This window comes from Rubrobacter sp. M3-4 (genome assembly GCF_059772285.1).
In genome coordinates, this window is record NZ_JCBAJP010000015.1 from 1 (window position 1) to 22,754 (window position 22,754).

Here is a 22,754-nt window from a genome sequence, read left to right on the forward strand (position 1 = left end):
AGGATACCTCGCGCAGCCTCCCCGTCTCCACCTCGTAGACGAATCCCCTGATAGCGTCCTTGCGCGGGATGAACGGGCTCGCCTGGAGGCGTCGGATCGACTGCCGGACATCATCCTCCGGGTCCCCGAAGGCTTCCAGCACGAAGGGCGGCCTGATACCGGTCTCCCTCTCGATCTCGGCCCTGGCCTCGTCGTCCCTGAAAGAGGTCATCCCGCAGCCGGTGTGGTGGATCAGCATAACCTCCTCGGTCCCGAGCATCCGCTGGGAGATGAGCAGCGAGCGGATCGCATCCTCCGTGATCACACCACCGGCGTTGCGGATCACGTGCGCCTCTCCCTCCTCGAGCCCCAGGATCCTGTGTATGTCGAGCCGGGCGTCCATGCACGCGACGATGGCCACCCTGCGCGAGGGCGGCGCGGGTAGATCACCCTTGTCGAACTCCCTGGCGTAGCGCTCGTTGTTCTGCAAAAGCTCGTCTATCACGCTCATACCGTCTTTTGAGAACCTCCCCTTCCGCAAGTGGGAGAGGGGGAACGAATCCCCCTCTCCCGGAGCCTGGTTCAGAGCCAGATGTCCGAGGTGCAGTCCCCACCAGGGTAGCGCATCTCGTGCGCCCGGGCGGGCCCTGCGGGCTCGGCGCCGAAGTCCACGTAGAAGTTCTCGTCCACCTCCATGCCGCCGTTCTCGGGGTCGCAGTTGACCTTGAGCAGGTAAGATCCGGTCTCGGCGAGCTTCGGGTAGAACTGGTTGTCCCAGGAGCTGTAGAGCGAGTTGGTGACGTAGAGCCGCCTGCCGTCCAGGCTAAGCTGGAGCATCTGCGGCCCGCCCTCGAGCCTGCGCCCGGCGACCTCCTGCCCCTTGCCCAGAAGTCCTCCGAGCCACACCTGCCCGGTAAGGCGTGGGTGTGAGGGGTCGGAGATGTCGTACTGCCTGAGGTCCCCGTGCAGCCAGTTCGAGAAGTACAGGTAGCGGTCGTCCATCGAGATGAGCAGGTCGGTTATGAGGCCCGGCAGCGGGATCGGGAAGTTCTCCACGTCCTCGGTCGGTACGTCTATGACCTTCTCCGCCTTCCAGGAGCCGTTGTCCTTGTAGAAGTGGAACATGTTGGACGAGAGCGCCGCCCCGACGAAGCCGTGCGCGCTGTCGGGGTCGTGGTGGAAGCGGGTCTCGAGCGGGATGAGCCCCTCTTCGCCGAGGTCTATCGTCTGCGCCAGCTCGCGCTTCTCCCAGTCCCAGAAGTGGAGCTTGCGCCCGTACTTCCCGGCCTCGACGTCGGAGAGCTCGAAGCCCGGGTAGTAGGTCCTGGGTGCGGCCCACTCGGTGGAGATCATGACGTTGTGGCGCGGCTGGTACCAGAAGTCGTAGTTGAAATCCATCCCCTCGGTGCTGCGCTCCCAGCGCCCGGCGATCTCGAAGTCCTCGTCCAGCAGCAAGAATCCTCCGGGCCCGTTGCCCTCGGCGTCGCCGAGCATGCTGATCATCACCCGGTCCGGCAGGCAGTGTACGGTGTGCGGCACGGTGAGGTTGGTCTTCGCGACGATCTCTTCGGGCTCTATGACCTTGTGGATCTTCGGCGCCCGCTCGTCCGCGGTGTCTATGATGTGGATGCGGCTCGAGCGCTGCCCGCCGACGATCAGGAAACGCCGCTCCTTGCTCTCGTCACCGTGGCAGGAGCTGCACGCGTTCCAACCGAAGTGGTGCAGCTCGTCCCCGATGTTGGGCATCGGGGTGCGGTGGATGACCTGCGAGTAGGTCGGGGACTCGGGGTCGACGTCTATCGTCGCCAGGTAGTCCGGCGCCTCGACCCCGGTGCCGACGTGCAGCGCGACCGTGTAGAGGATCTTCTCCGGCTCGGCCTTCATCGCCTCCTCAGGGCTCGCGTACCCCGGCCCACAGCAGGCGTGGTGCTCGTGCTCTTCCGTCATCTTCGCCTCTCCTTTCCCCGTAACCCCTTCATCGTGGAAACCCCGACCTCACCCGTTCGGGACGGGCCCCATCGTACGGTGACCGGCCCTCTCGACGGGCGTGGCGCCTCCAGCGTACCAGCTTTCTCGATCTTCTCCCACGTCTCTCTCGTACAGAGCATTGTAGAATATATCCTACCTTTTTTATCGGGTATTTCAGGACGCTGGGGCGTACGGGAGCTCCGGCGCTCTCAGACCACTCTCAGGCACACGTGGCATACTCACCAGAGGTTCGGTCGGCCCCTTTAGCAGGGGGCGTCAACGCGAGAAGAACACGGGAGCGAAATGACATGAGAAACGTATCAGCGGAGATGGCGGGAAGCCTTCGGGAGAGGGCACGTTGAGCGGGGTGGCCTTCGCGCTCATCGTCGGCTCGCTCACGAAGCGGGTGCTCTCCGCGGTCGGGGTCTACGGTCCGCTCGCGACGTTCGCGCTGATGATCTTCGAGAGCATGGGAGCGCCGTTGCCGTCGGAGATCATCCAGCCGTTCGCGGGTTTTCTCTCGGCCACCGGCAGGATGAATTTCTTCTGGGCCGTGACCGCGGGCGTGGCGGGCAACATGGTCGGCTCATGGGCCTCGTACTACATCGGGCTCAAGGGAGGACGAGGGGCGGTGATCCGCTACGGCCGCTTCGTCGGGATAAAGAAAAAAGATCTCACGCGGGCCGAAGGATGGTTCGCGCGGAGAGGAGCGGCCACGGTCTTCATCTGCCGCATGCTCCCTCTGGTCAGGGGTTTCGTCTCCTACCCGGCCGGGGCGGCGAGGATGAACCTGGCGAAGTTCAGCGCCTACACGTTCTTCGGATGCGTGCCGTGGGTGGCCGGGCTCACCTACGCAGGATACGCGCTCCGCAGGCACTGGGAGGAGATCGCGGTGTACATGCACTACCTGACCTACGCCGTCGCCGCGGCGCTCGTCCTCGCCGGGGCCTACCTGTTCTTCCGCTGGATGATGTCTCGCAAGCGGAGCTGAGCCCTCACCTCAGGCCACCCACCGCCAGCTCACGAAGAGGGCGCAGAAAAAGAGCGAGAGGGCCGTGCTCGTGGAGAGCCAGACCGCGAGCGCGGCCCGGCTCCGCAGCAGAAGCCCGAGCACGAAGAAGAGCGGGAACACCACGAGGAGAAACCGCGAAAAGCTCATCAGGGGCATCCCGGCCGCCCCATCCAGGGCGGGGAGCAGGGTGAGACAGGCGCTGTAGATGAGAAGGTCCCACGGCAACACCCGCATCCCGGCGGCCAGCAACAGCACGGTCAGCACGAAGAACCCGAAGTAGAAGGTGTTGGCGGCGAGGAACGAGTGCAGCAGGGAGCCGTAGCCATGGAGCAGGCTCTCCGGGTGCACCGCCCAGCGCCAGCCCTGGATCGCCCGGACGAGAGCATCCCGAAAGGTTACGTACGGGCCGGAGAACTTCCTGTGCCAGTGGGCCTTCTCCGCCATCGCGAACTCCAGCGGGTTACCGTAACGGTGCCAGAGATAGACGAGGTACGCCGCCATCCCGGAGGGTACGAGCGCCAGGTAGGACAGGCGGTGCAGTCCGTATCGCTCCCGGTCCGCAAGCCAGCTGCCGAAGAGCGGCACGACGAGGAAGACCCCGGCCTCGCGGGTCGCCGAGGCGAGCGCGGCGAGAATGCATCCCAGGAGCAGGTTGCGCCGCAGGCGCGCCGCCCAGAGAGCCCCGGACGAGAACGCGAGGAAAAGCCCCTCCGAGTAGGCGGCGTTGAAGAAGAAGCTCGTGGGGAAGAAAGCCAGGACGAGAACCGAATTGCGCGCCACCTTCTCCCCCCAGCAGTCCTCCGCGAGACGATAAACGAAGTAGAAGCCGAACAGGGTGGCGACCAGCGAGATGAGCGTCAGCGCCACGCTCAGGTTCTCCAGCGTCGGCCGGGCTCCCGAGAACCGCACGACGGTCCGCGCCAGAAGAGGTGGCAACGGGAAGAAGGCCGTCTCGGGGGGAAGGAAGCGCTCGTACCCGTGGGCGGCTATGTAGGAGTACCAGATCCCGTCCCACCTCGCCCAGATATTGGTCACCAGGTGGTGCACGGGACGAGTGTCGGCCGGGCCGGGGCTCGGTCGGAGGAGCCCGGCGAAGATCGCCCCGGAGGCGAAATACAGCGCCCGGCTCGCCAGGAACACGAGCCCTACGAACCCGGCCCCGCCAGAGGCAAACCTCCGGAGCCGCTTCTTCACCCTCGGCTCCACCTCGGACGCGGGCTCACCAGGTCGGTCCTAGGGTGGGGCGGCAGGATGAGCGGTGGACGAGGCTTCTGGTTGAAATTGAAGTCCCGGACCAGGTTACCGAGCTGCGGCATCGCCTCTCTCACGTCCGGACGCGGGTCCGGGCGCCCGTCGGTTTTGGGGTTGAGCCGCTGCCCGCCCAGGAAGCGGTCTTCGATGAACTTCAGATAGGCGTCGAACGAGAGCGTCTGGTGGTCTATGTATCCGCGCTTCGCGTAGGGGCTTATGACGAGCCCGGGGACCCTCAGACCGTAGCCCATCTTATCCACCTTGGGGGGCACGACGTTGTCGTAGAAGCCTCCCCAGTCGTCCCAGGTGAGGAAGATCGCCGTGCTCTTCCAGTCCGGGCTCCTCATCGCCGCGTTGATCACCCGGGTGACGTAGGCCTGCCCGTTGCTTATGAGCGCCGGGGGATGCTCGCTGTTCTTGCCGCTCGGGACGAGCCAGCTCACCTGCGGGAGACGCCCCTCCCTCGCGGCCCTGAAGTAGGCGCTGGTGCTCTGGATGTTCCCGAGCTGATGGTCCTGTCTGACCGTCTCGAAATGCGGCAGCGGGTTCCAGATCCCGGGGGTCTTCGGGCTCTGCATGGTCCTGTGGCAGAACATCTGTCCGTCGGGACAGTCGGGTTCTGCGCCCCTGGCCACGTAGTAGCGCCAGCTCACGTGGTATTTGTGCAGCAGGTAGGTTATGTCGGTCCAGGCGTAGTCCGGCTGGTGTAGCTTTCCCCCGCGCCTCTGAACCGGGGGGACGGCACCAGGGAAACGTCTCGCAAAGTCCAGAGGTTCCTCCGGGCGCTGCAGGGCGCTGCGGCAGCTCATGGGGTTTTTGTTCTTGCACACCGCGGACCACGCCGAGACCGTATACAGGTGTGCCGGAAGGCTCCAGGAAGCATTCGACTCGAACATGTGATCCTGCAGGACGAAGTTGCGGGCGTAGGCCCAGTAGTTCGGGATCTCCCGCGCCGTGTGGTAGCCGACGACGTCTGGAGGGTTGTCGTGGGTTATGTGGGAGCAGTGGGGGTTCAGCGGGCTCTTCTTGCACAGCCGGCTCTCCCCGGCGAGCTGCTGACGGATGAAGCCGTTCATCCTGCCGCCGTTTATGTCCTTTCGGGCGTCCGTCGCGGTGTGAGGCCCACCGAGATCCCGGTTCTTGCGGTCGTGGAAGGGCCGGATGCAGTGTCCCAGTCGCGGGTCCGGGATGCAGACCGCCGGGTGCCCGTTCTTCATCGGGATGCCGTCGGCACCGGGGTAGGTGCCGAAGTAGTTGTCGAAGGAACGGTTCTCCTGCATGATTATGATCACGTGCTTTATCTTCTCCAGCCCGGGCGGTGCGCCAGGCGCGAGCGTCCCCGGGGACGTCTGGCCGGTGACCTTCCCCGACCCGGAACAGGCCGCCAGGACGAGCAGCAGCGCGGACAGCGCGGCGATCGGCGAGATCACCCTTCGCGAGACCCTCAGCCAACATCCCATGCTACGCCAGCCCCTCTCTCATCTGGTGGGATACCTCTTCCTGCCGACCCTCCAGCGGGAAGATTTCCTCCTATTAAGTCCGGAGGTTGAGAGAATTCTGAGAAAAGGGCGAAAGGCTGAAGAAAGCCGGAGGTGATCCCCCCTGCCCGGGGATCACCTCCGGCGAGAGAACCTTCGCGGGCGACCCGCGCTCAAGACCCCGACGAAACTACAAACGCCGGCGGAGACTCGAAGGATCGAGCTCCCCCGAGACGAAGGCCCGTTCGAGGCGGTTGCGGCTGGCCCGCACCAGCTCGGGGCAACGCAGGATGTCGCCTATCTCCCGCTGCGAGCAGTTGCGCACCACGTAGTCCTCGTGCACTATCTCGTGCAGCGGAGCGCCGTCGTTTATCCGGTGGACGACGTAGTTGAGGACCTTCTCCTCCCGCTCGGTGTGGGGCCTCTCCTCACCGAGCATCATGCGCCGCAGGAAAGAACGCCTCTGGACCGACACTCCTCTTCCTCCTTCTTCGGCGCCTGCGGGGTTAGCTGACGGGTTCGGGCCGAAAGAGAGAAGCCCTACGCCCCGCTTCGAGGCGATTCACCCCTCGGTGGGCCTAGGCCCGCCGGATCGGGTCCCCCGCCTCCCGGTGCCACCCGGGAGCTCGGCGCTTCTGGCACCACTTCTTACAACCCGCCGGTATACGCCCGAAAAGAGAAGTTGTCAACCGGCGGACGCTACGCCAGCAGAGCGTGGGCCAGGACGCGCCATTCCCTGCCGAGACCGGCCCCGGGCCGGTCGGTTATCACCTGCACGCAGACGTGGTCCGCCCCCGCGTCGAGGTGCTCGTGCACCCGTTCTCTTATCCTGCCCTCGTCTCCCCAGGCGACGAGCGCCTCCACGAAGTGGTCGCTGCCCTCCCCGGAGAGGTCTTCTTCGGTGAAGCCCTGCCGGAGCCAGCTGTTGCGGTAGTTGGGAAGCCTGAGATACCGGCTTAAGTGCGAGCGGGCGAGGCGCAGAGCCTCCGTCCGGTCCTCCGTGAGGACCACCCCCTGCTCGACGGCGAGGAGCGGCCCTTCCCCGAGGATCCCGCGGGCGTAGGCGGTATGCTGCGGGGTTACCAGATAAGGATGGGCGCCGTCGGCGAGATCTCTGGAGAGCTCGAGCATCTTCGGGCCGAGCGCCGCGAGCAACACGGGAGCCTCCCGTTCAGGTCCTACGGCGTCGAACCGGGCCCGGCGCATGTCCTCCAGGTAGGAGCGCATCGTCGCGAGCGGCGAGCGGTAGTCGTGGCCGCGCATCTCGACGAGCGGCCGGTGGCTCACCCCGATCCCGAGGACGAACCGTCCCGGATACGCCTCGGCGAGCGTCTTCGACGCGGCGTTCGTCGCCCACGCGTCACGGACGAAGATGTTGGCGATTCCGGTGGCGATCTGGATCCGACTGGTTGCGGAGAGCAGTATCGCGGCGGTGGTGAAGATCTCCCGTCCGGTCGCCTCTCCGAACCATAACGCCCCGTAGCCGAGCTCCTCGGCCTCGGCCGCGGCCTCCCTCGCCCGGGAAGCGGGCAGATAGTTGAGGATCGAGGTCCACAGCCCCACCTCGCCCCCGAGCACCGAAGGGTCGGGGTATCTCCGCTCCGTCCGGCTCATGTCCGCTCCCGTCCCCCGGCCGGCGCTCCCGCGAGCCCGAAGACCTCCGCGAGAAGCTCGTAGGAGCGCAGCCGCGCGGTGTGGTCGTAGACCATCGTCGTGACCATGAGCTCGTCGGCCCGGGTGCGCTCCGCGACCTCCTCCATCCTCTCCCTGACCCTCTCGGGGGTGCCGATGATCTGCATCGAGCGGTACGCCTCGGCGAGGCGCCTCTCCGCCGGTGTGTACTCGTGAGCCAGGGCCTCTTCCGGCGTGGGGAGCGGCCCGGGCCGGCCGCTGCGCATCCTGACCCAGGCGAGCTGCATCGAGGAGGCGAGCTCCGCGGCACGCTCCTCGCTCTCGGCGCAGACGACGGAGACGGCGAGTATCGCCGAGGGACGCTCGAACTCCTCCGAGGGCTCGAAGCTCTCTCTGTAGGCGAGCATCGGCGGGGCGGGATCGGCCGGGCTGAAGTGTGCCGCGAAGGCGTAGCCGAGCCCCATCTTTCCCGCGGCCCGCGCGGAGTAGCCGCTGGAGCCGAGCAGCCAGATCGGGGGAAGCTTCACGTCATCGGGCATGGCGCGCACCGCGGCGAAGGGGTGATCCTCCGGGAATCCATCCCCGCCGAAGGCGAGGAGTTCAGCGAAGCGTTCGGGGAAGTCCTCCGCCCCGTCCGCACCGCAGGAACGCCGGAGCGCCGTAGCGGTCACCGGGTCGGTGCCGGGAGCCCGGCCTATGCCGAGGTCTATACGGTCCGGGTGCAGGGCCTCGAGCACCCGGAAGGTCTCGACCACCTTGAGCGGGGCGTGGTTGGGGAGCATGACACCCCCCGCCCCGACCCGGATGCGGGCGGTCTCGTGGGCGACGTGCCCGATCATCACCTCCGGTGCGGAGCTGGCCACGCTCGGGAGGTTGTGATGCTCGGCGAGCCAGTAACGCTCATACCCGAGCCGGTCGGCCAGACGGGCCAGATCCAGGGTGTTGCGCAACGCCTCACGCGAGCCGTACCCCGAACCGACCGGCGAGAGATCCAAAACCGAAAGCCTGAGATCCACCGTTCCGGATATCTCCTTCCGAAATCCTCAATCCACTACCCGCAAAAACCTCTCGCCAAGAGTGTAATACCCGGTTGCCGCGGGTGGAGAGGCTCGTGATCCCGGCTATATGAAGGCGTCGACGAGCCCGGAGAGCTCATCGAGGAGTTCCACCGTCTCGGGCTCGGGAAGGGTCGGCAGATCGAGCAAAACCCGGTCGACCCCGAGCCGGGCATACTCCTCCAGGACCTCCCTGTCGTGCGAAGCTCCGAAGACCGTGACGGGCACGTCCCTGCCGGAGACCTCGCGCAGCTCCTCCATCATCGGCGCGAGCTTCTCCGGCGGCAGCCCGTTGGCGAGCCAGGCGTCGCCGAACTCGGCCACCCTCCTGAACGCCCGCCGTCCCCCGCCGACGTAGATCGGCGGGTAGGGTTTGCACACCGGCTTGGGCCAGGATGCTATGGGGTCGAAATCGACGAACTCCCCGTGATACTCGGCCGAATCGCGGGTCCAGATCTCGATCATCGCCCGCAGGCGTTCGTTCACCAGACGCCCCCTGGTACGAGGGTTGGTCCCGTGGTTCTCCATCTCTTCCTCGTTCCATCCGACCCCGACGCCGAAGATCATGCGCCCGTCGGAGAAGTAGTCGAGGCTCGCGACTTCTTTGGCCGTCGTGATCGGGTCGCGCTGCGCCAGAAGCGCGACCCCGGTCCCCACGAGCAGGGTCTGGGTGGCCGCGGCGGCCGCGGTGAGCGTGATGAAGGGGTCGAGAGTACGGTAGTACTTCCTCGGCAACTCACCCCCTCCAGGGTACGGCGTCCTCCTGCTGAGCGGTATGTGGGTGTGCTCGGCGACGAACAACGAGTCGAAACCGCGTTCTTCCAGGAACAACCCCAGGACGTCGGGTTTTATCCCCTCGTCCGTGACGAACGTGGATACTCCGATCTTCATCATCTCTTCATTGAACCACACATCGCCCCGCCTCCTCTACCCAGGAAGCGCACCGCTCTCCTCGAAACGTTTTACCCTGGCCCGCACCCACTCCGGCACCGGCACCGCCTTCTCCTCTTCCTGCGAATAGGAGACGTACACCACCTCGGCCTCCAGAATGGTCTCCTCCCCACCCTCGTGGGCCGAGATCCGGAACCCGGCGACGAAGCTGGAACGCCCGAAGGAGCGCACGCGAACCCCCACGTCGAGCAAATCGTCCAGACGCGCGGGCCGCTTGAACTCGAGCGTGGCCTTGACCAGCGCTATGTCGAAGGGGGGAGGATCGCCCGTGAACTCTATCCCAAGTTTCCTGAAGTACTCGGTGATGGCCACATCCAGGTACGTGAGGTAGTGTGCGTTGTAGACGACCTTCTGACCGTCGATCTCCGAGTACCTCACCCGCAGCGTGTGCGTGAACCGGTACCCCTCCATCCTTCTCCGCCTCCATGACGAAAGAGGGCCGGGAGACCCCGGCCCTCTCAGATTCCGCGCTTGGCCTCGGGACTAGCGGATGAACCTGCGGGCGAGCAGACCACCGCCGACGAGGAGCGCACCAGCGCCGAGCGCTATCACCGAAGCACCACCGGTGTTCGGGAGAACACTGGCCGCCGCACCGGACGCGGAGGAAGCCGCGCTGCTCACGGAAGCCACGCTGGAAGAAGCGCTCGTGCTGGCGGAAGCCGTGCTGGTCGAGGGAGCCGAGCTGCTGATGGAGCTGATGATGTTCTGCACCTGGCTCACGCTGATGTTACAAGTCTGAGCTATCTGCTGGACGTTGTAGTTGTTGCCGTACTGGCTGTACTGCGCCTTGCCGGCCTCCTGCTGCACCGCGTTCTGCACGCACTGCACGTCGTTGTTGCCGGTCTGCACACCGATGGCGCCGCCGCTCTGGGTGTTCGCCCCGACGGCCTGCGCGAAGGCCGGGGCCGCGACGGCGAGCACCATCGCCAGCATGGCGGCCAACAGCATTACCTTCTTCAAATCCTCTACCTCCTGTCTCGAGGACCTACCATGACGATTGTTAATCCTCGCAAAGATTTGTTAATAAGTCAAGGGCAAAGCGTGCTTTTTCTACTCTCCCCAGACCTCTTCGGCGGTCTCGACGATGAGCTCGAGCTTCGCCCACTGCTCGTCTTCGGTGAGGTTGTTCCCTTCGACGGTGGAGGAGAAACCGCACTGCGGCGAGAGGCACAGCTGATCGATGGGGACGAAGCGGCTGGCCTCCTCGATCCTCCTCTTCAGGAGGTCCTTGTCTTCGAGCTGGCCGCGCTTGGTGGTGACGAGGCCGAGGACGACCATCTTGCCCTTCGGGACGAAACGCAGGGGTTCGAAGGTTCCGGAGCGTTCGTCGTCGTACTCCAGGAAGAACCCGTCCACGTCCAGCTCGTTGAAGAGTGCTTCGGCGACGAAGTCGTAGCCGCCTTCGGCGGCCCAGGAAGAGCGGAAGTTACCCCGGCACATGTGGGTGGTCACGGACATCCCGGCGGGGCGGTTCTCGAGCGCCCGGTTGATGGTGCGGATGTAGATCTCGTGCTGGTGCTCCGGGTCCCCGCCCAGGGCCGCCAGGTGCTCTCTCTGGCGCGGGTCGTTGAGGTAGGCCAGGCTGGTGTCGTCGAACTGCAGGTAGGTGCAACCCAGCTCACCGAGGCGCCGCACCTCCTCGGCGTAGGCCGAAGCGAGATCCTCCCAGAACCCTTCGAGATCCGGGTATACGCTCTCGTCTATCGCGGCGCGTCCGCCCCGGTAGTGGACCATGCTCGGAGAGGGGATGGTGAGCTTGGGGGTCGCGCTCTTCACCTGCTCTTTTAGGAAAGCGAAGTCGTCGCCGAAGATGGTGTGTTCCAGGTGCACCCGGCTCTCCACCCTGAGGGCGGCCGGGGTGAACTCTATGTCGCCCCGTTCGTTGCGGAACTTCACCTTGATGTTGCCCTCGGCCTTCTCGACCCCGCCCAGCTGGTAGATGAAGTCCATGTGCCAGGAGGAGCGACGGAATTCGCCGTCGGTGGCCGAGCGAAGACCGACCTCCTCCTGCTTCCTGACGACCTCGCGGATCGCCCCGTCCTCCGTGGCCCTCAGCTCCTCCGCGGTAATGCGCCCCGCAGCGAAATCCTCGCGGGCTTCGAGAAGCCCGGCGGGCCGCAGGAGACTCCCGACATGGTCCGCCCTGAAGGGCGGTTTGTCTCGCATCATACGGATGAAACCTCCTCGCTCTCGCATCAAGTCCGCATTCTACTAACCTCCGCAGGGATGCGGCGCGTTGCAGGGTGCGCCTCCGGCGTCTATGCTCCTCTGCATGGAGAGCATCTCCCACCCTCTTTCGCCGACCGGGGAGCAGTTCGAGATAGAGCGGAGAGAGCTTCGAGCCGTCGTCGCCGGGGTAGGGGCGACGCTGCGCCTCTTCGAGGCCGGGGGGAAACCCGTGATCCAGGGTTTCGGTGAAGGAGAGATGAGCCCGGCCTCCCACGGGCAGATCCTCCTGCCGTGGCCGAACCGGGTGGCCGGGGGACACTACTCCTTCGCCGGAGAAGAACACCAGCTCCCGGTGAACGAACCTGACCGCAACGCCGCGCTGCACGGGCTCGTCCGGTGGTCTGGGTGGCGTCTGGTCTCGCGCACCCTCTCCGAAGTCTCGCTCGGATTGCGGCTCCATCCGCAGGAGGGGTACCCCTTCCTGCTCGATCTGGAGGCCCACTACGCGCTCTCTGAAGAAGACGGGCTCACGGTGCGCATAACCGCCACGAACCCCGGTCCAGGGCCCGCCCCCTGCGGGATCGGCAACCATCCCTACCTCACGCCCGGTCCGGGTAAGGTCGACGACCTGCACCTGCACCTGCCGGCCCGCTCGTACTACGAGACCGACGAGAACCTCATACCCCGCCGTCGCACGAGCGTCGACGGGACCCCCTACGATTTCCGCGAACCGCGTACCATCGGGGGGACGCGACTCGACACCTGCTTCACGGACCTCCGGCCCGACGCCGACGGCAGGGTACGCATCCGGCTCGAAGAGCCCGGTCGGAGCAGGGCCGTCGAGCTGTGGATGGAGGAGAGTTGCCGCTACGTGCAGCTCTTCACCTCGGACACCCTCCCGGGCGAGGATTTCCGGAGCGCGCTCGCCGTCGAGCCGATGACCTGCGCACCGGACGCCTTCAACTCCGGGGACGGGCTGGCCATCCTCGAACCCGGCTGCTCGCTCACGAGCGCATGGGGGATAAAACCGCAGCTCTGAGCACCTCTCACCGACCCTTCCCCGGTTCCCCGGGACCGAAGCCGCGGCGTTCCATGCTCCCCCAGTCGGTGTTCCTGTGCAGGTAGGAGACTATGGCCGCAACCCTCCAGAGGGTGTTGAGCTGCCGGTATCCGAAGTTCTCGAGCACGCCGTAGAGGACGAGCTTCAGGAAGTCGGTCCAGCGCGGATACCGCCGCAGCCGCATCTCCTCCATGAAGACCGCCGCGACCGAGAGCAGAGACCCCAACCCCACCGCGACGGCGAAGAACGCCAGCGCGAACGGCACGTTGAGCACGCCGAGCAGGAGGCCGACGATGAAAGCGGCATACCCGAGAAGCTCCACCACCGGGCCCAGAAGCTCGAAGAGGAAGTAGTAGGGCATCGCCAGAAGCCCCACCGTCCCGTAACGGGGGTTGAAGAGCATCCTGCGGTGGCGGACGAGGGTGTCGATCAGCCCCCTGTGCCAGCGGTCGCGCTGGCGGCGCAGGACACGCAGGGTGGAAGGGACCTCGGTCCAGGCGACCGGATCGGGGACGAAGACCACCCGGTACTTGCGCCGGCCCTCATGCAGGACGCGGTGCATCCTCGTCACCAGCTCCATGTCCTCCCCGACCGTGTCATCCGAGTAACCCCCGGCGGAGATGAGATCGCTGCGGCGGAAGATGCCGAAGGCCCCGGAGATGATGAGCAGGGCGTTGAGGCGGCTCCACCCGGTCCTCCCGGCTAGAAAAGCCCTGAGGTACTCGACCACCTGCAGCGTCGGGAGTGCCTCGCGGGGGGTGCGCACCTCGATCACACGCCCGGAGTCCACCTCGCAACCGTTGGCGACCCTGACGATCCCGCCGACGGCCGCGACGTCGGAGTACTCTATCGCGGGTCTGGCAGCCCGCAGCAACGCGTCCTCCTCCAGGATGATGTCCGCGTCGACGCAGCAGACCAGCGGATAGCCGGCGGCGCAGATGCCGGCGTTCAGGGCATCGGCCTTTCCGCCGTTCTCCTTGTCCACGACGACGAGCCGCTCGTCGGAGGAGGCATAGACACCCCGTATGGGCGCGGTCTCGAGCTGCATCCTCACCGGGCGGTCGGACTCCCACAGGTCGAAGCTCTTCCCGAGAACCTCCAGGGTGCCGTCCGAAGAGCCATCGTTGACGACCACCACCTCGTGCAGCGGGTAGCGCAACGAGAGCAAAGAGCGAACGCTCTCGGCGATCGTCGCCTCCTCGTTGTACGCGGGTACGATCACCGAGACCGGTGGGGCGTAGCTGGAGGCGAAGAGCTCCGAGAAGCCGGAGAAGACCTCCCGCCGGGTGTAATCCGCTATCTCGAAGAACGAGATCACGTACAGAAGCGCGTAGATGCCGTTTATGAGCAGGAAGTAGCCGAGAACGAAGTAGTTGACGACGAGCAGGAACTCCCCGAAGCTCACCCCTCCCCCCCCGTCCGAAGCATGCTCTCCAGCTCCCGCCGCCCATCGCCGGGCAGATCGTCGAGCAGCCGTTGCAGCCGCCGGGTCGCCCCGGCGGCGACCATGGCCCGGACCACGCGCCGGGCCTCGCGCCCGCGCTCGTCGGAGCGGGTGAGGTCCTGGACGATCCTCTCGGTCACGCCCCGGCTCTCCAACGCGGCCGCCGCCCGGTCCCGGGCGAAGCGGTCCTCCCCCTCCAACACCCTGACGAGCGCCTTCTCCCCGGCGGGACCGAGGCTGGCGAGCGCCCGCGCCGCGTTCACCCTCACCCACCACTCCCGATCCGAGACCATGCGCTCGAGCTGTGGGATGGCCGAGACGTCCCCGATCATGCGCAGGGCGTTGGCGGCCTGCGCGCGCACGGGCCACTCCTGGTCCCGCGCCGCCGCGAGCAGGGTGGGAACGTACTCCGGGTCCCCGATCCTGCCGAGCGCGAGGACGGCCTGGGCCCTCAGGTCCACGCCCTCGCCGTCGCGTGCGGCCTGCAGGAGCGCGGGCGCGGCCTCCCGAGCCCGCAGGTTCCCGAGGATGCGCGCCGCCATCGCAGAGGCCCTCTCCTCCCCGGAACGCAGGCGTTCGATCAGGGGTTCCACGGCCAGGGGACCGAGCCGCTCCAGGTTCTCCGCCACCCGCAGCCGGGTGAGGTCCGAGGGGTCCCCCAGGCTGCGGACCAGGATCCTCGCGGCTTCCGGTGTACCGATGCGCGCCAGCGCACGAGCCGCGACGGCCCTGACGGTCTCATCCCCATCGGAGAGCAGCCCCGAGAGCGGACCCACGACCTCGGGACCGCCCAGATAACCGAGATTCTCCGCCGCTCTGGCCCGACGCCAGCGGCTGCGCGCGGAGATCTCCCCAGCGTAGTAATCCACCAGCCTCAGTCCGGCGGCGAGCTCCACGAGCCTCTCCCTCTGAGCACCCCGCAGCAGAGAGAGGTGCCGGATCATTGCTTCGGAGAGCACGTCCGGGTCGCGCGTCGCGAGCACGTTCAACCCCTCCGGTACGCTCCCCCCGGCGAGGACCTCTTCGAGCAGCGCGTCCGCTTCCTTGAGGAGCGCCTGCCGTCTTCTCCCGCCGACCGAGCGCACCATCCTGAGCACCACGGTCATGCCCATCATCAGCACGTTCAAGCCCGCGATGACGAGTACCGCGGGCCACACGAATCCCGTACTTTCCATCTTCTTCTTTTTATCGGATGAGATGCCGGAGCACTGTAGCCCACTGTATTGAAAGACGAGGTGAGAGGCTAGTAAGATCATCGTTGGTCGAGAGTGTGTGATCTCGAGGGGAGTGGCGCATCCTGAGCCAGCAGGCGAAGATACTCGTCGCAGACGACGACAGGGTCGTCCGGCGCATAGTGACCGTCAAGCTCTCGGGGCTCGGCTACGAGCTCTCCGAAGCCGAAGATGGGCGCGAGGTTCTGGACCGGCTCGAGGGTGGGAATCTACCCGACCTCCTCATAGTAGACAGCCTGATGCCGCGGGTAGACGGGCTGAGCCTGGTCCAGACCCTGCGCGCAAACCCGGATAGAAGGATCTCCTCCCTGCCCGTGATCATGCTGACCTCCCGCAGCTCGGAGAAGGACGTGATCGAAGGGCTCGAAGCCGGGCTGGACGACTACGTCACCAAGCCGTTCTCACCGGACGAGCTGGCGGCACGGGTGCGTACCGTCCTGCGGCGCAGGGAGCACGCATCCGGCGGGTAGAAGGTCAGGAGGCTTCCTCCGGTCCACGGGCGCAGACGCGGTTCCTGCCGGAACGTTTGGCCGCGTAGAGGGCCGCGTCCGCCGCGCCGAGGATCTCCTCGACGTTCGCGCCGCGCTTCGTCGGCAGCGGGGCGACGCCGGCGCTGATCGTCACCACCCGGGGAGGCTCCCTCGCCTCGTGCGGGATGGCCAGCTCCTCGACCGCGGCGCGCATCCGCTCCGCGGCGCCCAGCGCCGATTCGAGCCTCTGCCCGGGCAGGACCACGAGAAACTCCTCCCCACCGTAGCGGTAGAGGGCGTCCCCCCTCCGGCAACTCTCCCGGAGGGTCCGGGCAACGTTCTTTAGCACCCAGTCCCCGCGGGGGTGTCCATAGTAGTCGTTGTAGGCTTTGAAGAAGTCCACGTCACAAAGCGCGACGCAGTAGCTGTACCCGTAGCGCTCGGCCTGTCCCTGGAGCAGGTCGAGATCCTCCTCCATGCGCCGCCGGTTGCCGAGACCGGTGAGGGGATCGCGGCGGGCCTGTTTGAAGAACTCGTCCTTGAGCCGCTCGAGCTCGGCGTTTTTCTCCTCCAGCCTACGGTACAGATCCCTGACGCGCTCGGCCGCGGCCAGGCGCACCTGTAGCTCGGCCCGATCGAGTGGTTTCGTGAGATAGTCGTCGGCCCCGGCTTCGAAACCTTCCAGCAGATGATCCCGATCCGAGAGCGCGGTGAGGAAGATGAAGTGCACGTAGTCCTCCCGGCCGTCGTTCCTCACCCTGCGGCACAGCTCGATGCCATCCACGCCCGGCATCATCCAGTCGCTTATGATGACGTCCAGATCGGGGGTCTTTCGGTACGTCTCCCAAGCCTCCTCCCCGTCCGAGACGGCCAGGGACTCGTGCCCGAGCTTCTCGACGGCCCGCACGAGGATGGTGCGGGATACCGGATCGTCCTCTGCAACGAGAATCTTCATCGAACATCGGCATTGTAGCGCCACAGGGACGCCGGACTCACCTGGGAACGTAGGAGACGTAGTCCACGTGGAGGCTGGCGTCGTGCCGCGGCTCATTCCCTTTGAGCCATGCGGGGAACCAGGTATTGACCATGAGGTGCATCGTGGTCCGTGGCAGCCCTGCATCGAAACTCTCCATGGCCCGCCCATCGACACAGAAAGTCACCGAAGTGGGGGAGTACTCGAAGGAGTAATCGTGAAATCCTCTGGTCGGGTCGAACGGCAGGCGTACCTCCCGCGTGTTGGTCCGTGAGCCATCGGCGTAGGTCGTGAACAGGACGCGTCGCGAATGATCGTTGTAGACCTCGATGTCTATCTCACTCTGATAGTCCGGGCTCTTGTACAGGAAGAAACCCGTGATCGAACCCGGCGCCCGGGGAACCTTCATCCTCACGGAGTAGCTCCCGTACCCGTAGAGCCCCTTCGTGGCGACCTCACCCCCGTTCAAGGTGCGCGCCGGGATCGTGATCACGAAGTCGCCGTCCTCCACCCCGACGTTGGACGGATCCAACCGTCCGCGCCCGAGCACGTGATCCTGTACATCCCAGAAGTCACCGTTCAGCCGGGAGAAATCGTCCGAAAAACCACCTTCGTCCGCCCTGGTGATCACCGCGAACAAAAGCAACTGTACCGCACCGAACAGGAATGTCCTCACCAGTCGCGACTTCAAATCTCTCCTTCTCCGCATCGGCCCTTCGTGATCCCGCCCGAATCCTCGTTCGGTAGTTATCGGATCTCCGGGAACCATTCTTTAAGATCATCCACCCACACGACCGTTCTACCCACAAAACCAGCAAAATCCCCCATCCGGCCCATTCATCTGGCCGCCCGCATCTTTTAAACTGCATCAAGAGTGGTAAGAAAGATTGCAAACATAGCGCGAGGGGGAGGGTCGGTGCTGGCCGCAGAGCCGCCCAGCGCTGTTCAAGGACCACCCTCGTCGGCCGGACGAGAGAAGGAGGTGAGCGGAGTGCAGAAGATAGAGCTCGGCCACAAGTACTGGTAGAGGAACCCGCGATCATGAACGGAACACGCTAGATCCAGGAGGTACGCAGGTGAGCAAGATTCGGCTCGGCCACAAGTACTGGTAAGACAAAACACAAGTATCCGGTAGTTTTCGCCACCACACCTGGACTTGAGACGGCTGTTGCTTTATCATCTCGGGTCATGGTAGTTTTGTGCTTCATCCGGGGTGTGTGAGGGTGTCCGTCGATACGGAGCGTGTTCGGCTGGTGAACCGGTATATATACGGGCTGGCCGGGGTCGCGTTCGGGGCGGTGTTGATCTTCCAGTATGCCGTCGGTCTTCGCTTCGGCTGGATCTCGCCGCTCATCGGGCTTCTGTTCGCTCTTTTGGTCCTCTGCGCCAGATATTTTCCGGTAGGGACCAGGATCGGCAAGGTCGAGTTCGAAGTCTCGGATCTCGCGATACTCATGGCCCTGGTGCTCGGTGGTCCTCTGAGCGGGTTCATGGCCGCCGTACCCGGCGCCGTCTACCGGGACCGGCAGAGGACGATCTTCCAGTCGGCGAGCTATGCGCTGCAGGTGCTCGCTGCCTCCTTCGTCCTCGGATCGACCTCCGGGCCACTGCTCCTGAGCCCCCCGGATTTCGGAACTACCTACGTGGTGGGACTGCTCGGGGCCGGCGTGGCGATGTACGTCGTCGAGTCCCTGAGCGGCTACGCGCTGTTGAGGATCAAATACGGAACCCCGCCGGGGGAATGGATGCGAGAGATCCTGGCCCCGGACACCCCCTCGCAGGCGGTGCTCCTCGCCACCGCCCTCCTCACCTCCTACGCGACCGTCCGGCTAGGACCCGTCGCCGCCATCGCCCTCTTCGGCGGCTCGGCGCTCGCGCTGGGGCTGGTACGCTTCTTCAGAGACCAGAGCAAGAAGGTCGAAGAGCTCGAGGACGAACTCTCCGGGCTAAGAGAGGAGAGAGCGCAACTTCACGCCTCGAATGTGGCCTTCGCAGTGAAGATGGTCGAGAAGATAGGAAGGACCATCTCACGCATCTCCTCGCGGCCACCTCGGCCGTCTACGCAGAGGACCTTGCCCGCGAGTTTCGCCTCGAAGAGAGCAAGATAGAGAAGATGAAGCTCGCCGCCCTGCTGCAGGACGTCGGCAAGGTCAGCCTGCCCGACGAGGTACTGCTCGCAGACCCCGAAAAACTCACCCCCGAGGGGAGGGCACGCCTCGCCGAGCATCCCCTCCACGCAGAAGAGATCCTCGGCTCCATCCCCGGCTATGAGGAATCGGCCCAGTGGGTCAGGTGGCACCACGAGAGGATCGATGGGAAGGGATATCCGGATGGGCTCAGGGGAGAGTGGATCCCCCTCGAAGCGAAGATACTCGCCGCGGCCTCGCATTATGCCTCCGTGGTTCTCACGCTGAGACGCGCCGAAGACGATGGTTCCATGTTGGAGGAAGCCAGGAGAGAGCTCATCGACGTGTGCGACAGGGAGCTGGATGGGGTCGTGGTGAGGACGCTGCTCCGGATAATCGAGAGGGAAGGAGAAGAATACGCCCTGGGGAGAGGGGAGCGCTTCTCCTTTGGTCTGGCTTCCGCCGAACAAGGAGGTGGGTCCGCGAAGGACGGTCCGGGCCTCCGGCTCATCTCGGGCAGCGGAGGGAGCTGAGGCTTCCACCCCTGCCCACCGCTCTTCGGGAAGACAGATGCTCCCGCATCCGTCTCCTTCGGGCATGTTCCAGTGAATACCGCCCGTTCAGCACGATCGCCCCACCCTTGGGAAAGGACCGGTGCCGACCGAAAAGAAGACATCCAACCTGGTTACGGGACACGGTATGAGGTAGTTTAGAGGGAGATGGACGCAGAGAACACCCGCCGGCAGCCTTGGTCGAGATCGGCATCCTGACAGGATCGAAAACGGGCATTCGGAGCCCAACGCGGTGGAGACGGAGATCTCTGTCGCTGCTGGATGGAGAACCGGAAGCCACATGAAAAAACACGGTTCTAGCAACGGGGTGCTGGAAAAACTGCGGCACCTGATCCTCACGGGCGAATATGCACCCAACGAACGTTTGATCGAAGAGCAGTTGGCGGAGAGGCTTGGGGTGAGCCGGACTCCCGTGAGACAGGCACTCACGATGCTGGAAGCCGAGGGACTGGTGGAAATAATCCCCAATCGTGGCGCAATGGTCTGTTCTTTCAGCGTCGAAGAGGTGTGGGACATCTACGATCTGCGGGCGGTGCTCGAAGGCTACGCCGCCCGAAAGGCAGCGGAACGCATGGAGGAAAGCGATCTGAACCTCATGCGCGATCTGGCTGCGAAGATGGAAGACCTGGCGATCAGAGGAGCGCACGATCACGAGGAAGAGATACGCCGGCTGGTGGCGCTCAACAACGAGTTCCACGGGGCAGTCGTTGAAGCCAGTCGCAACCGAAGGCTCAAGCGCCTGGTCCAGCGTACCGTAGAACTGCCGCTGGTGTTCAAGGCTTTCTTCTGGTACACGCCACACGAGCGTGTAATCTCCAACCACTACCACCGCCAGATTCTCAGGGCCCTGGAATCACGAGACGGAGAACGCGCAGAGATAATCATGCGCGAACATATCTACGAAGGACGCGATTTCGTAATCAAAGCACTCAAAGAAGAGGGCGTCGCTCAAGGAAGCAACGGCCTCAAACCCTGATTTGTATACAAAAACGACCTGCGCGACGCAGCTCTTTCTTGAGCCAGGCTCAAATCCCCTCTAGAAAAAGAATTTTCCGGTGGATTTCACTAGAAACCCTTGACACAATGGCCGTACAGACGCTATTTTGTATACAATTGCGTTTGGCAACCATTGTCGTGTCGAGTGGAGGAGAAGCAGGGAAACCGCTGAGAGGGGATCCTGGCCGTGAGGTGGGGGTTTTGAGCCGGGAGAGATTCGGCGAGTTCGGGAGATCTGGAGGAAGCGAATGAACGAACCTGGGGGATCGAACAAACCACTAGATGGAGTTCGGGTCATCGAGATGGGGAGCCTGCTCGCCGGGCCGTTTTGTGGGCAGCTGTTGGGGGACTTCGGGGCGGAGGTGATCAAGGTAGAGCCCCCTGGCAAGGGGGATCCGATGCGCGAGTGGGGCCGGCACCGCAAGGAGGGGCGCACGCTGTGGTGGCCTATCATCGCCCGCAACAAGAAGAGCGTGACGCTCAACCTGAGGGAAGAAGAGGGGCAGGAGCTCGCGCGCAGGCTCATAGCCGAGGCCGACGTACTCGTCGAGAACTTCCGCCCCGGCACGATGGAGCGCTGGGGACTCGGGTACGATGCTCTCAAAGAGATCAACCCCGGCCTCGTCATGGTGCGGGTCTCGGGCTACGGGCAGACCGGGCCCTACAGGGAGCGTGCGGGTTTCGGCGCGATCGGCGAGGCGATGGGCGGCATCCGGCACGTAACCGGTTTCCCGGATCTTCCGCCGCCGCGGGTGGGGATCTCTCTGGGGGACTCGCTCGCGGCGACCTTCGGGGCTCTCGGGGCGCTGACCGCCCTCTACCACAGGGATGCCCGGGGCGGTCGGGGACAGGTCGTGGACGTCGGGATCTACGAGGCCGTGCTGGCGCTGATGGAGAGCACGATCCCCGAGTACGTCCTCACCGGACACGTGCGGGGGCGCACCGGGACCGTGCTGCCGTTCGTGGCGCCCTCCAACATCTACCCCACCCGCGACGAGGACTACGTTCTCATCGCCGGCAACGCCGACACCGTGTTCCGGAGGCTTGCGAAGGCCGTGGGGCATCCCGAGTGGGCCGAGGATCCGAGGTTCGTCACCCACCACGCCCGCGGCGAGAACATGGAGGAGCTGGACGCCCTGATCTCGGAGTGGACGAAGCAGCGGACCGGCGATGAGGTGTTGAGGGTCATGGGTGAGGCAGGTGTTCCAGCAGGTAAAGTGTACACGGCCAAAGACATGGTCGAGGATGAGCACTACGCCGCCCGGGGAAACATAGTCACGGTCGAAGATCCAGAGATAGGCCCCTTCCCCATGCAGAACGTGGTGCCGCGCCTCACCGGGACCCCCGGCGAGGTCCGTTGGACCGGCCCGGCCCTGGGACAACACAACGAAGAGGTCTACCGCGGCCTGCTGAAGCTCGGTGACGACGAGCTCGCCGCCCTGCAGGGAAGGGGGGTCGTCTGATGCGCGTCGAGATAGTGGACGTCGGTCCCCGCGACGGACTGCAGAACGAAGAGAAGACGCTTCCACCCGAGGTCCGCGCCGAGCTGTGCGACAGGCTCGCGGCTGCGGGTGTTTCACGAATCGAGGCCGCCAGCTTCGTGAACCCGAAGCGGGTACCCCAGATGGCTGGAGCCGAAGAGGTCATGGGGAAGATAAATCGCAGACCAGACACACGTTATGCCGGTATGGCCCTCAACGAAAGAGGATACGAAAGGGCCACGAGCTCGGGCGTGGACGAAGTGCGCTACGCATTTCCGGTGACCGAGACGTTCGCGCGGCGGAACCAGAACATGGGCGTGGAAGAGGCAACGGAAGTGGCCACCAAGCTCGTCAGACGGGCACACTCGGATGGGGTGAGGATCTCGGTGACCCTCGCCGTGGCTTTTGGTTGCCCGTTCGAGGGGCGTGTGGAGCCAAAGACGGTGCTGGAGATCGCCGAACGCGTAGGTGCCGCGAGACCGGACGAGATCGTACTCGCCGACACCGTAGGCGTGGGGGTGCCCAGCCAGGTTGGAGAGCTCGTCGAGGGGGTACGCAAGCTAGGGATCACGGTAGGCTGCCATTTCCACAACACCCGCAACACCGGCTTCGCCAACGCGGTCGCCGCGATAGAGGCGGGGGCATCGGTGCTCGACGCCTCGGTGGGAGGTACGGGCGGCTGTCCCTTTGCACCGCGTTCGACTGGCAACATAGCCACAGAAGATCTCGTTTACCTCCTGCAGGGAATGGGATACGAGACCGGCATCGACCTGGAGGCTCTAATCGATTGCGCGGAGTGGCTCGCCAGCCATCTCGGCAAGGAGCTTCCGGGACAGGTATACAAAGCTGGGGTATTCGAGCCAGTATCAGGTTAGCTGCCGGCGATTGTCAATGGCGTAAGGAGG

22 protein-coding genes and 1 riboswitch are annotated in these 22,754 nt (G+C 65.0%); of the genes, 7 read left to right on the forward strand and 15 right to left on the reverse strand.

Translation table 11 applies throughout. The annotated features are described in order from the left end of the window. Together AC6EKW_RS13690 and AC6EKW_RS13695 are read right to left on the reverse strand one after the other, a co-directional pair. A partial coding sequence (locus AC6EKW_RS13690; protein ID WP_273888272.1) for a beta-class carbonic anhydrase occupies window positions 1-490 on the reverse strand: 490 nt, incomplete at its 3' end. A 71-nt stretch (window positions 491-561) separates the two neighbouring features. Further along, the gene (locus tag AC6EKW_RS13695) at window positions 562-1,926 is read right to left on the reverse strand and encodes a selenium-binding family protein (protein ID WP_498514659.1); all 1,365 of its coding nucleotides are present in this window, start codon (window positions 1,924-1,926) and stop codon (window positions 562-564) included. A gap of 388 nt (window positions 1,927-2,314) precedes the next feature. Here AC6EKW_RS13695 and AC6EKW_RS13700 point away from each other — a divergent pair, with 388 nt between their 5' ends. Beyond that, a complete protein-coding gene (locus AC6EKW_RS13700) occupies window positions 2,315-2,938 on the forward strand; it encodes a DedA family protein (protein WP_273888339.1) in 624 nt (207 codons plus the stop codon). A 9-nt stretch (window positions 2,939-2,947) separates the two neighbouring features. On the opposite strand, the gene AC6EKW_RS13705 is transcribed toward AC6EKW_RS13700, so the two are convergent. The 9 genes from AC6EKW_RS13705 to AC6EKW_RS13745 form a co-directional block, all read right to left on the reverse strand. Further along, a complete protein-coding gene (locus AC6EKW_RS13705; RefSeq protein ID WP_273888270.1) occupies window positions 2,948-4,153 on the reverse strand; it encodes a putative hexosyltransferase in 1,206 nt (401 codons plus the stop codon). Continuing rightward, window positions 4,150-5,670, reverse strand: a complete 1,521-nt coding sequence (locus tag AC6EKW_RS13710) for an alkaline phosphatase family protein (protein ID WP_273888269.1) — start codon at window positions 5,668-5,670, stop codon at window positions 4,150-4,152. The genes AC6EKW_RS13705 and AC6EKW_RS13710 overlap by 4 nt, the downstream gene beginning before the upstream one ends. A 208-nt stretch (window positions 5,671-5,878) precedes the next feature. After that, the gene (locus AC6EKW_RS13715) at window positions 5,879-6,163 is read right to left on the reverse strand and encodes a hypothetical protein (protein ID WP_498514660.1); all 285 of its coding nucleotides are present in this window, start codon (window positions 6,161-6,163) and stop codon (window positions 5,879-5,881) included. A 5-nt stretch (window positions 6,164-6,168) separates the two neighbouring features. Then, a riboswitch (cyclic di-AMP (ydaO/yuaA leader) is annotated at window positions 6,169-6,330 on the reverse strand. A gap of 57 nt (window positions 6,331-6,387) precedes the next feature. Further along, window positions 6,388-7,302 carry an LLM class F420-dependent oxidoreductase gene (locus tag AC6EKW_RS13720; RefSeq protein ID WP_498514661.1) on the reverse strand — a complete coding sequence of 305 codons (915 nt, stop codon included), beginning with the start codon at window positions 7,300-7,302 and terminating at the stop codon, window positions 6,388-6,390. Beyond that, window positions 7,299-8,336 (reverse strand): LLM class flavin-dependent oxidoreductase, encoded by a 1,038-nt coding sequence (locus AC6EKW_RS13725; RefSeq protein ID WP_498514662.1) that lies wholly within the window; start codon window positions 8,334-8,336, stop codon window positions 7,299-7,301. Before AC6EKW_RS13725 ends, AC6EKW_RS13720 begins: the two co-directional genes overlap by 4 nt. A gap of 105 nt (window positions 8,337-8,441) precedes the next feature. Next, window positions 8,442-9,266, reverse strand: a complete 825-nt coding sequence (locus AC6EKW_RS13730; protein WP_273888264.1) for an LLM class F420-dependent oxidoreductase — start codon at window positions 9,264-9,266, stop codon at window positions 8,442-8,444. Window positions 9,267-9,302: 36 nt separating this feature from the next. Further along, a complete protein-coding gene (locus AC6EKW_RS13735) occupies window positions 9,303-9,737 on the reverse strand; it encodes an acyl-CoA thioesterase (protein WP_273888263.1) in 435 nt (144 codons plus the stop codon). Window positions 9,738-9,809: 72 nt separating this feature from the next. Then, entirely contained in the window at window positions 9,810-10,286 is a 477-nt protein-coding gene (locus tag AC6EKW_RS13740; protein ID WP_498514663.1) for an LPXTG cell wall anchor domain-containing protein, read from the reverse strand. Window positions 10,287-10,376: 90 nt separating this feature from the next. Then, window positions 10,377-11,495, reverse strand: coding sequence for a 5-methyltetrahydropteroyltriglutamate--homocysteine S-methyltransferase (locus AC6EKW_RS13745; protein WP_498514664.1), 1,119 nt, complete (start codon window positions 11,493-11,495; stop codon window positions 10,377-10,379). Between the two features lie 91 nt (window positions 11,496-11,586). Between AC6EKW_RS13745 and AC6EKW_RS13750 the strand changes: the two genes are divergently transcribed. Further along, window positions 11,587-12,534 carry an aldose 1-epimerase family protein gene (locus tag AC6EKW_RS13750; RefSeq protein WP_498514665.1) on the forward strand — a complete coding sequence of 316 codons (948 nt, stop codon included), beginning with the start codon at window positions 11,587-11,589 and terminating at the stop codon, window positions 12,532-12,534. Between the two features lie 7 nt (window positions 12,535-12,541). Here AC6EKW_RS13750 and AC6EKW_RS13755 read toward each other — a convergent pair whose 3' ends face one another. Next, the gene (locus AC6EKW_RS13755; protein ID WP_498514666.1) at window positions 12,542-13,960 is read right to left on the reverse strand and encodes a glycosyltransferase family 2 protein; all 1,419 of its coding nucleotides are present in this window, start codon (window positions 13,958-13,960) and stop codon (window positions 12,542-12,544) included. Further along, entirely contained in the window at window positions 13,957-15,174 is a 1,218-nt protein-coding gene (locus AC6EKW_RS13760; protein WP_498514667.1) for a HEAT repeat domain-containing protein, read from the reverse strand. Before AC6EKW_RS13760 ends, AC6EKW_RS13755 begins: the two co-directional genes overlap by 4 nt. A gap of 140 nt (window positions 15,175-15,314) precedes the next feature. Between AC6EKW_RS13760 and AC6EKW_RS13765 the strand changes: the two genes are divergently transcribed. Next, window positions 15,315-15,701: a response regulator transcription factor gene (locus tag AC6EKW_RS13765; protein WP_498514702.1), complete on the forward strand. Its 387-nt coding sequence runs from the start codon at window positions 15,315-15,317 to the stop codon at window positions 15,699-15,701. A gap of 4 nt (window positions 15,702-15,705) precedes the next feature. Here AC6EKW_RS13765 and AC6EKW_RS13770 read toward each other — a convergent pair whose 3' ends face one another. Beyond that, the gene (locus AC6EKW_RS13770) at window positions 15,706-16,656 is read right to left on the reverse strand and encodes a GGDEF domain-containing response regulator (RefSeq protein ID WP_498514668.1); all 951 of its coding nucleotides are present in this window, start codon (window positions 16,654-16,656) and stop codon (window positions 15,706-15,708) included. Window positions 16,657-16,693: 37 nt separating this feature from the next. After that, window positions 16,694-17,365, reverse strand: coding sequence for a family 16 glycosylhydrolase (locus AC6EKW_RS13775; protein ID WP_498514669.1), 672 nt, complete (start codon window positions 17,363-17,365; stop codon window positions 16,694-16,696). 1,050 nt (window positions 17,366-18,415) lie between these two features. On the opposite strand from AC6EKW_RS13775, the gene AC6EKW_RS13780 reads away from it, so the two are divergent. From AC6EKW_RS13780 to AC6EKW_RS13795, 4 genes are all read left to right on the forward strand, one after another. Next, window positions 18,416-19,333, forward strand: a complete 918-nt coding sequence (locus tag AC6EKW_RS13780; protein WP_498514670.1) for an HD-GYP domain-containing protein — start codon at window positions 18,416-18,418, stop codon at window positions 19,331-19,333. Window positions 19,334-19,604: 271 nt separating this feature from the next. Further along, a complete protein-coding gene (locus tag AC6EKW_RS13785) occupies window positions 19,605-20,348 on the forward strand; it encodes a GntR family transcriptional regulator (protein WP_498514671.1) in 744 nt (247 codons plus the stop codon). 268 nt (window positions 20,349-20,616) lie between these two features. Further along, window positions 20,617-21,831 (forward strand): CaiB/BaiF CoA transferase family protein, encoded by a 1,215-nt coding sequence (locus AC6EKW_RS13790; protein WP_498514672.1) that lies wholly within the window; start codon window positions 20,617-20,619, stop codon window positions 21,829-21,831. After that, on the forward strand, window positions 21,831-22,724 hold the full coding sequence (locus AC6EKW_RS13795; protein WP_498514673.1) for a hydroxymethylglutaryl-CoA lyase: 894 nt from the start codon (window positions 21,831-21,833) through the stop codon (window positions 22,722-22,724). Before AC6EKW_RS13790 ends, AC6EKW_RS13795 begins: the two co-directional genes overlap by 1 nt. Window positions 22,725-22,754 lie beyond the last annotated feature (30 nt).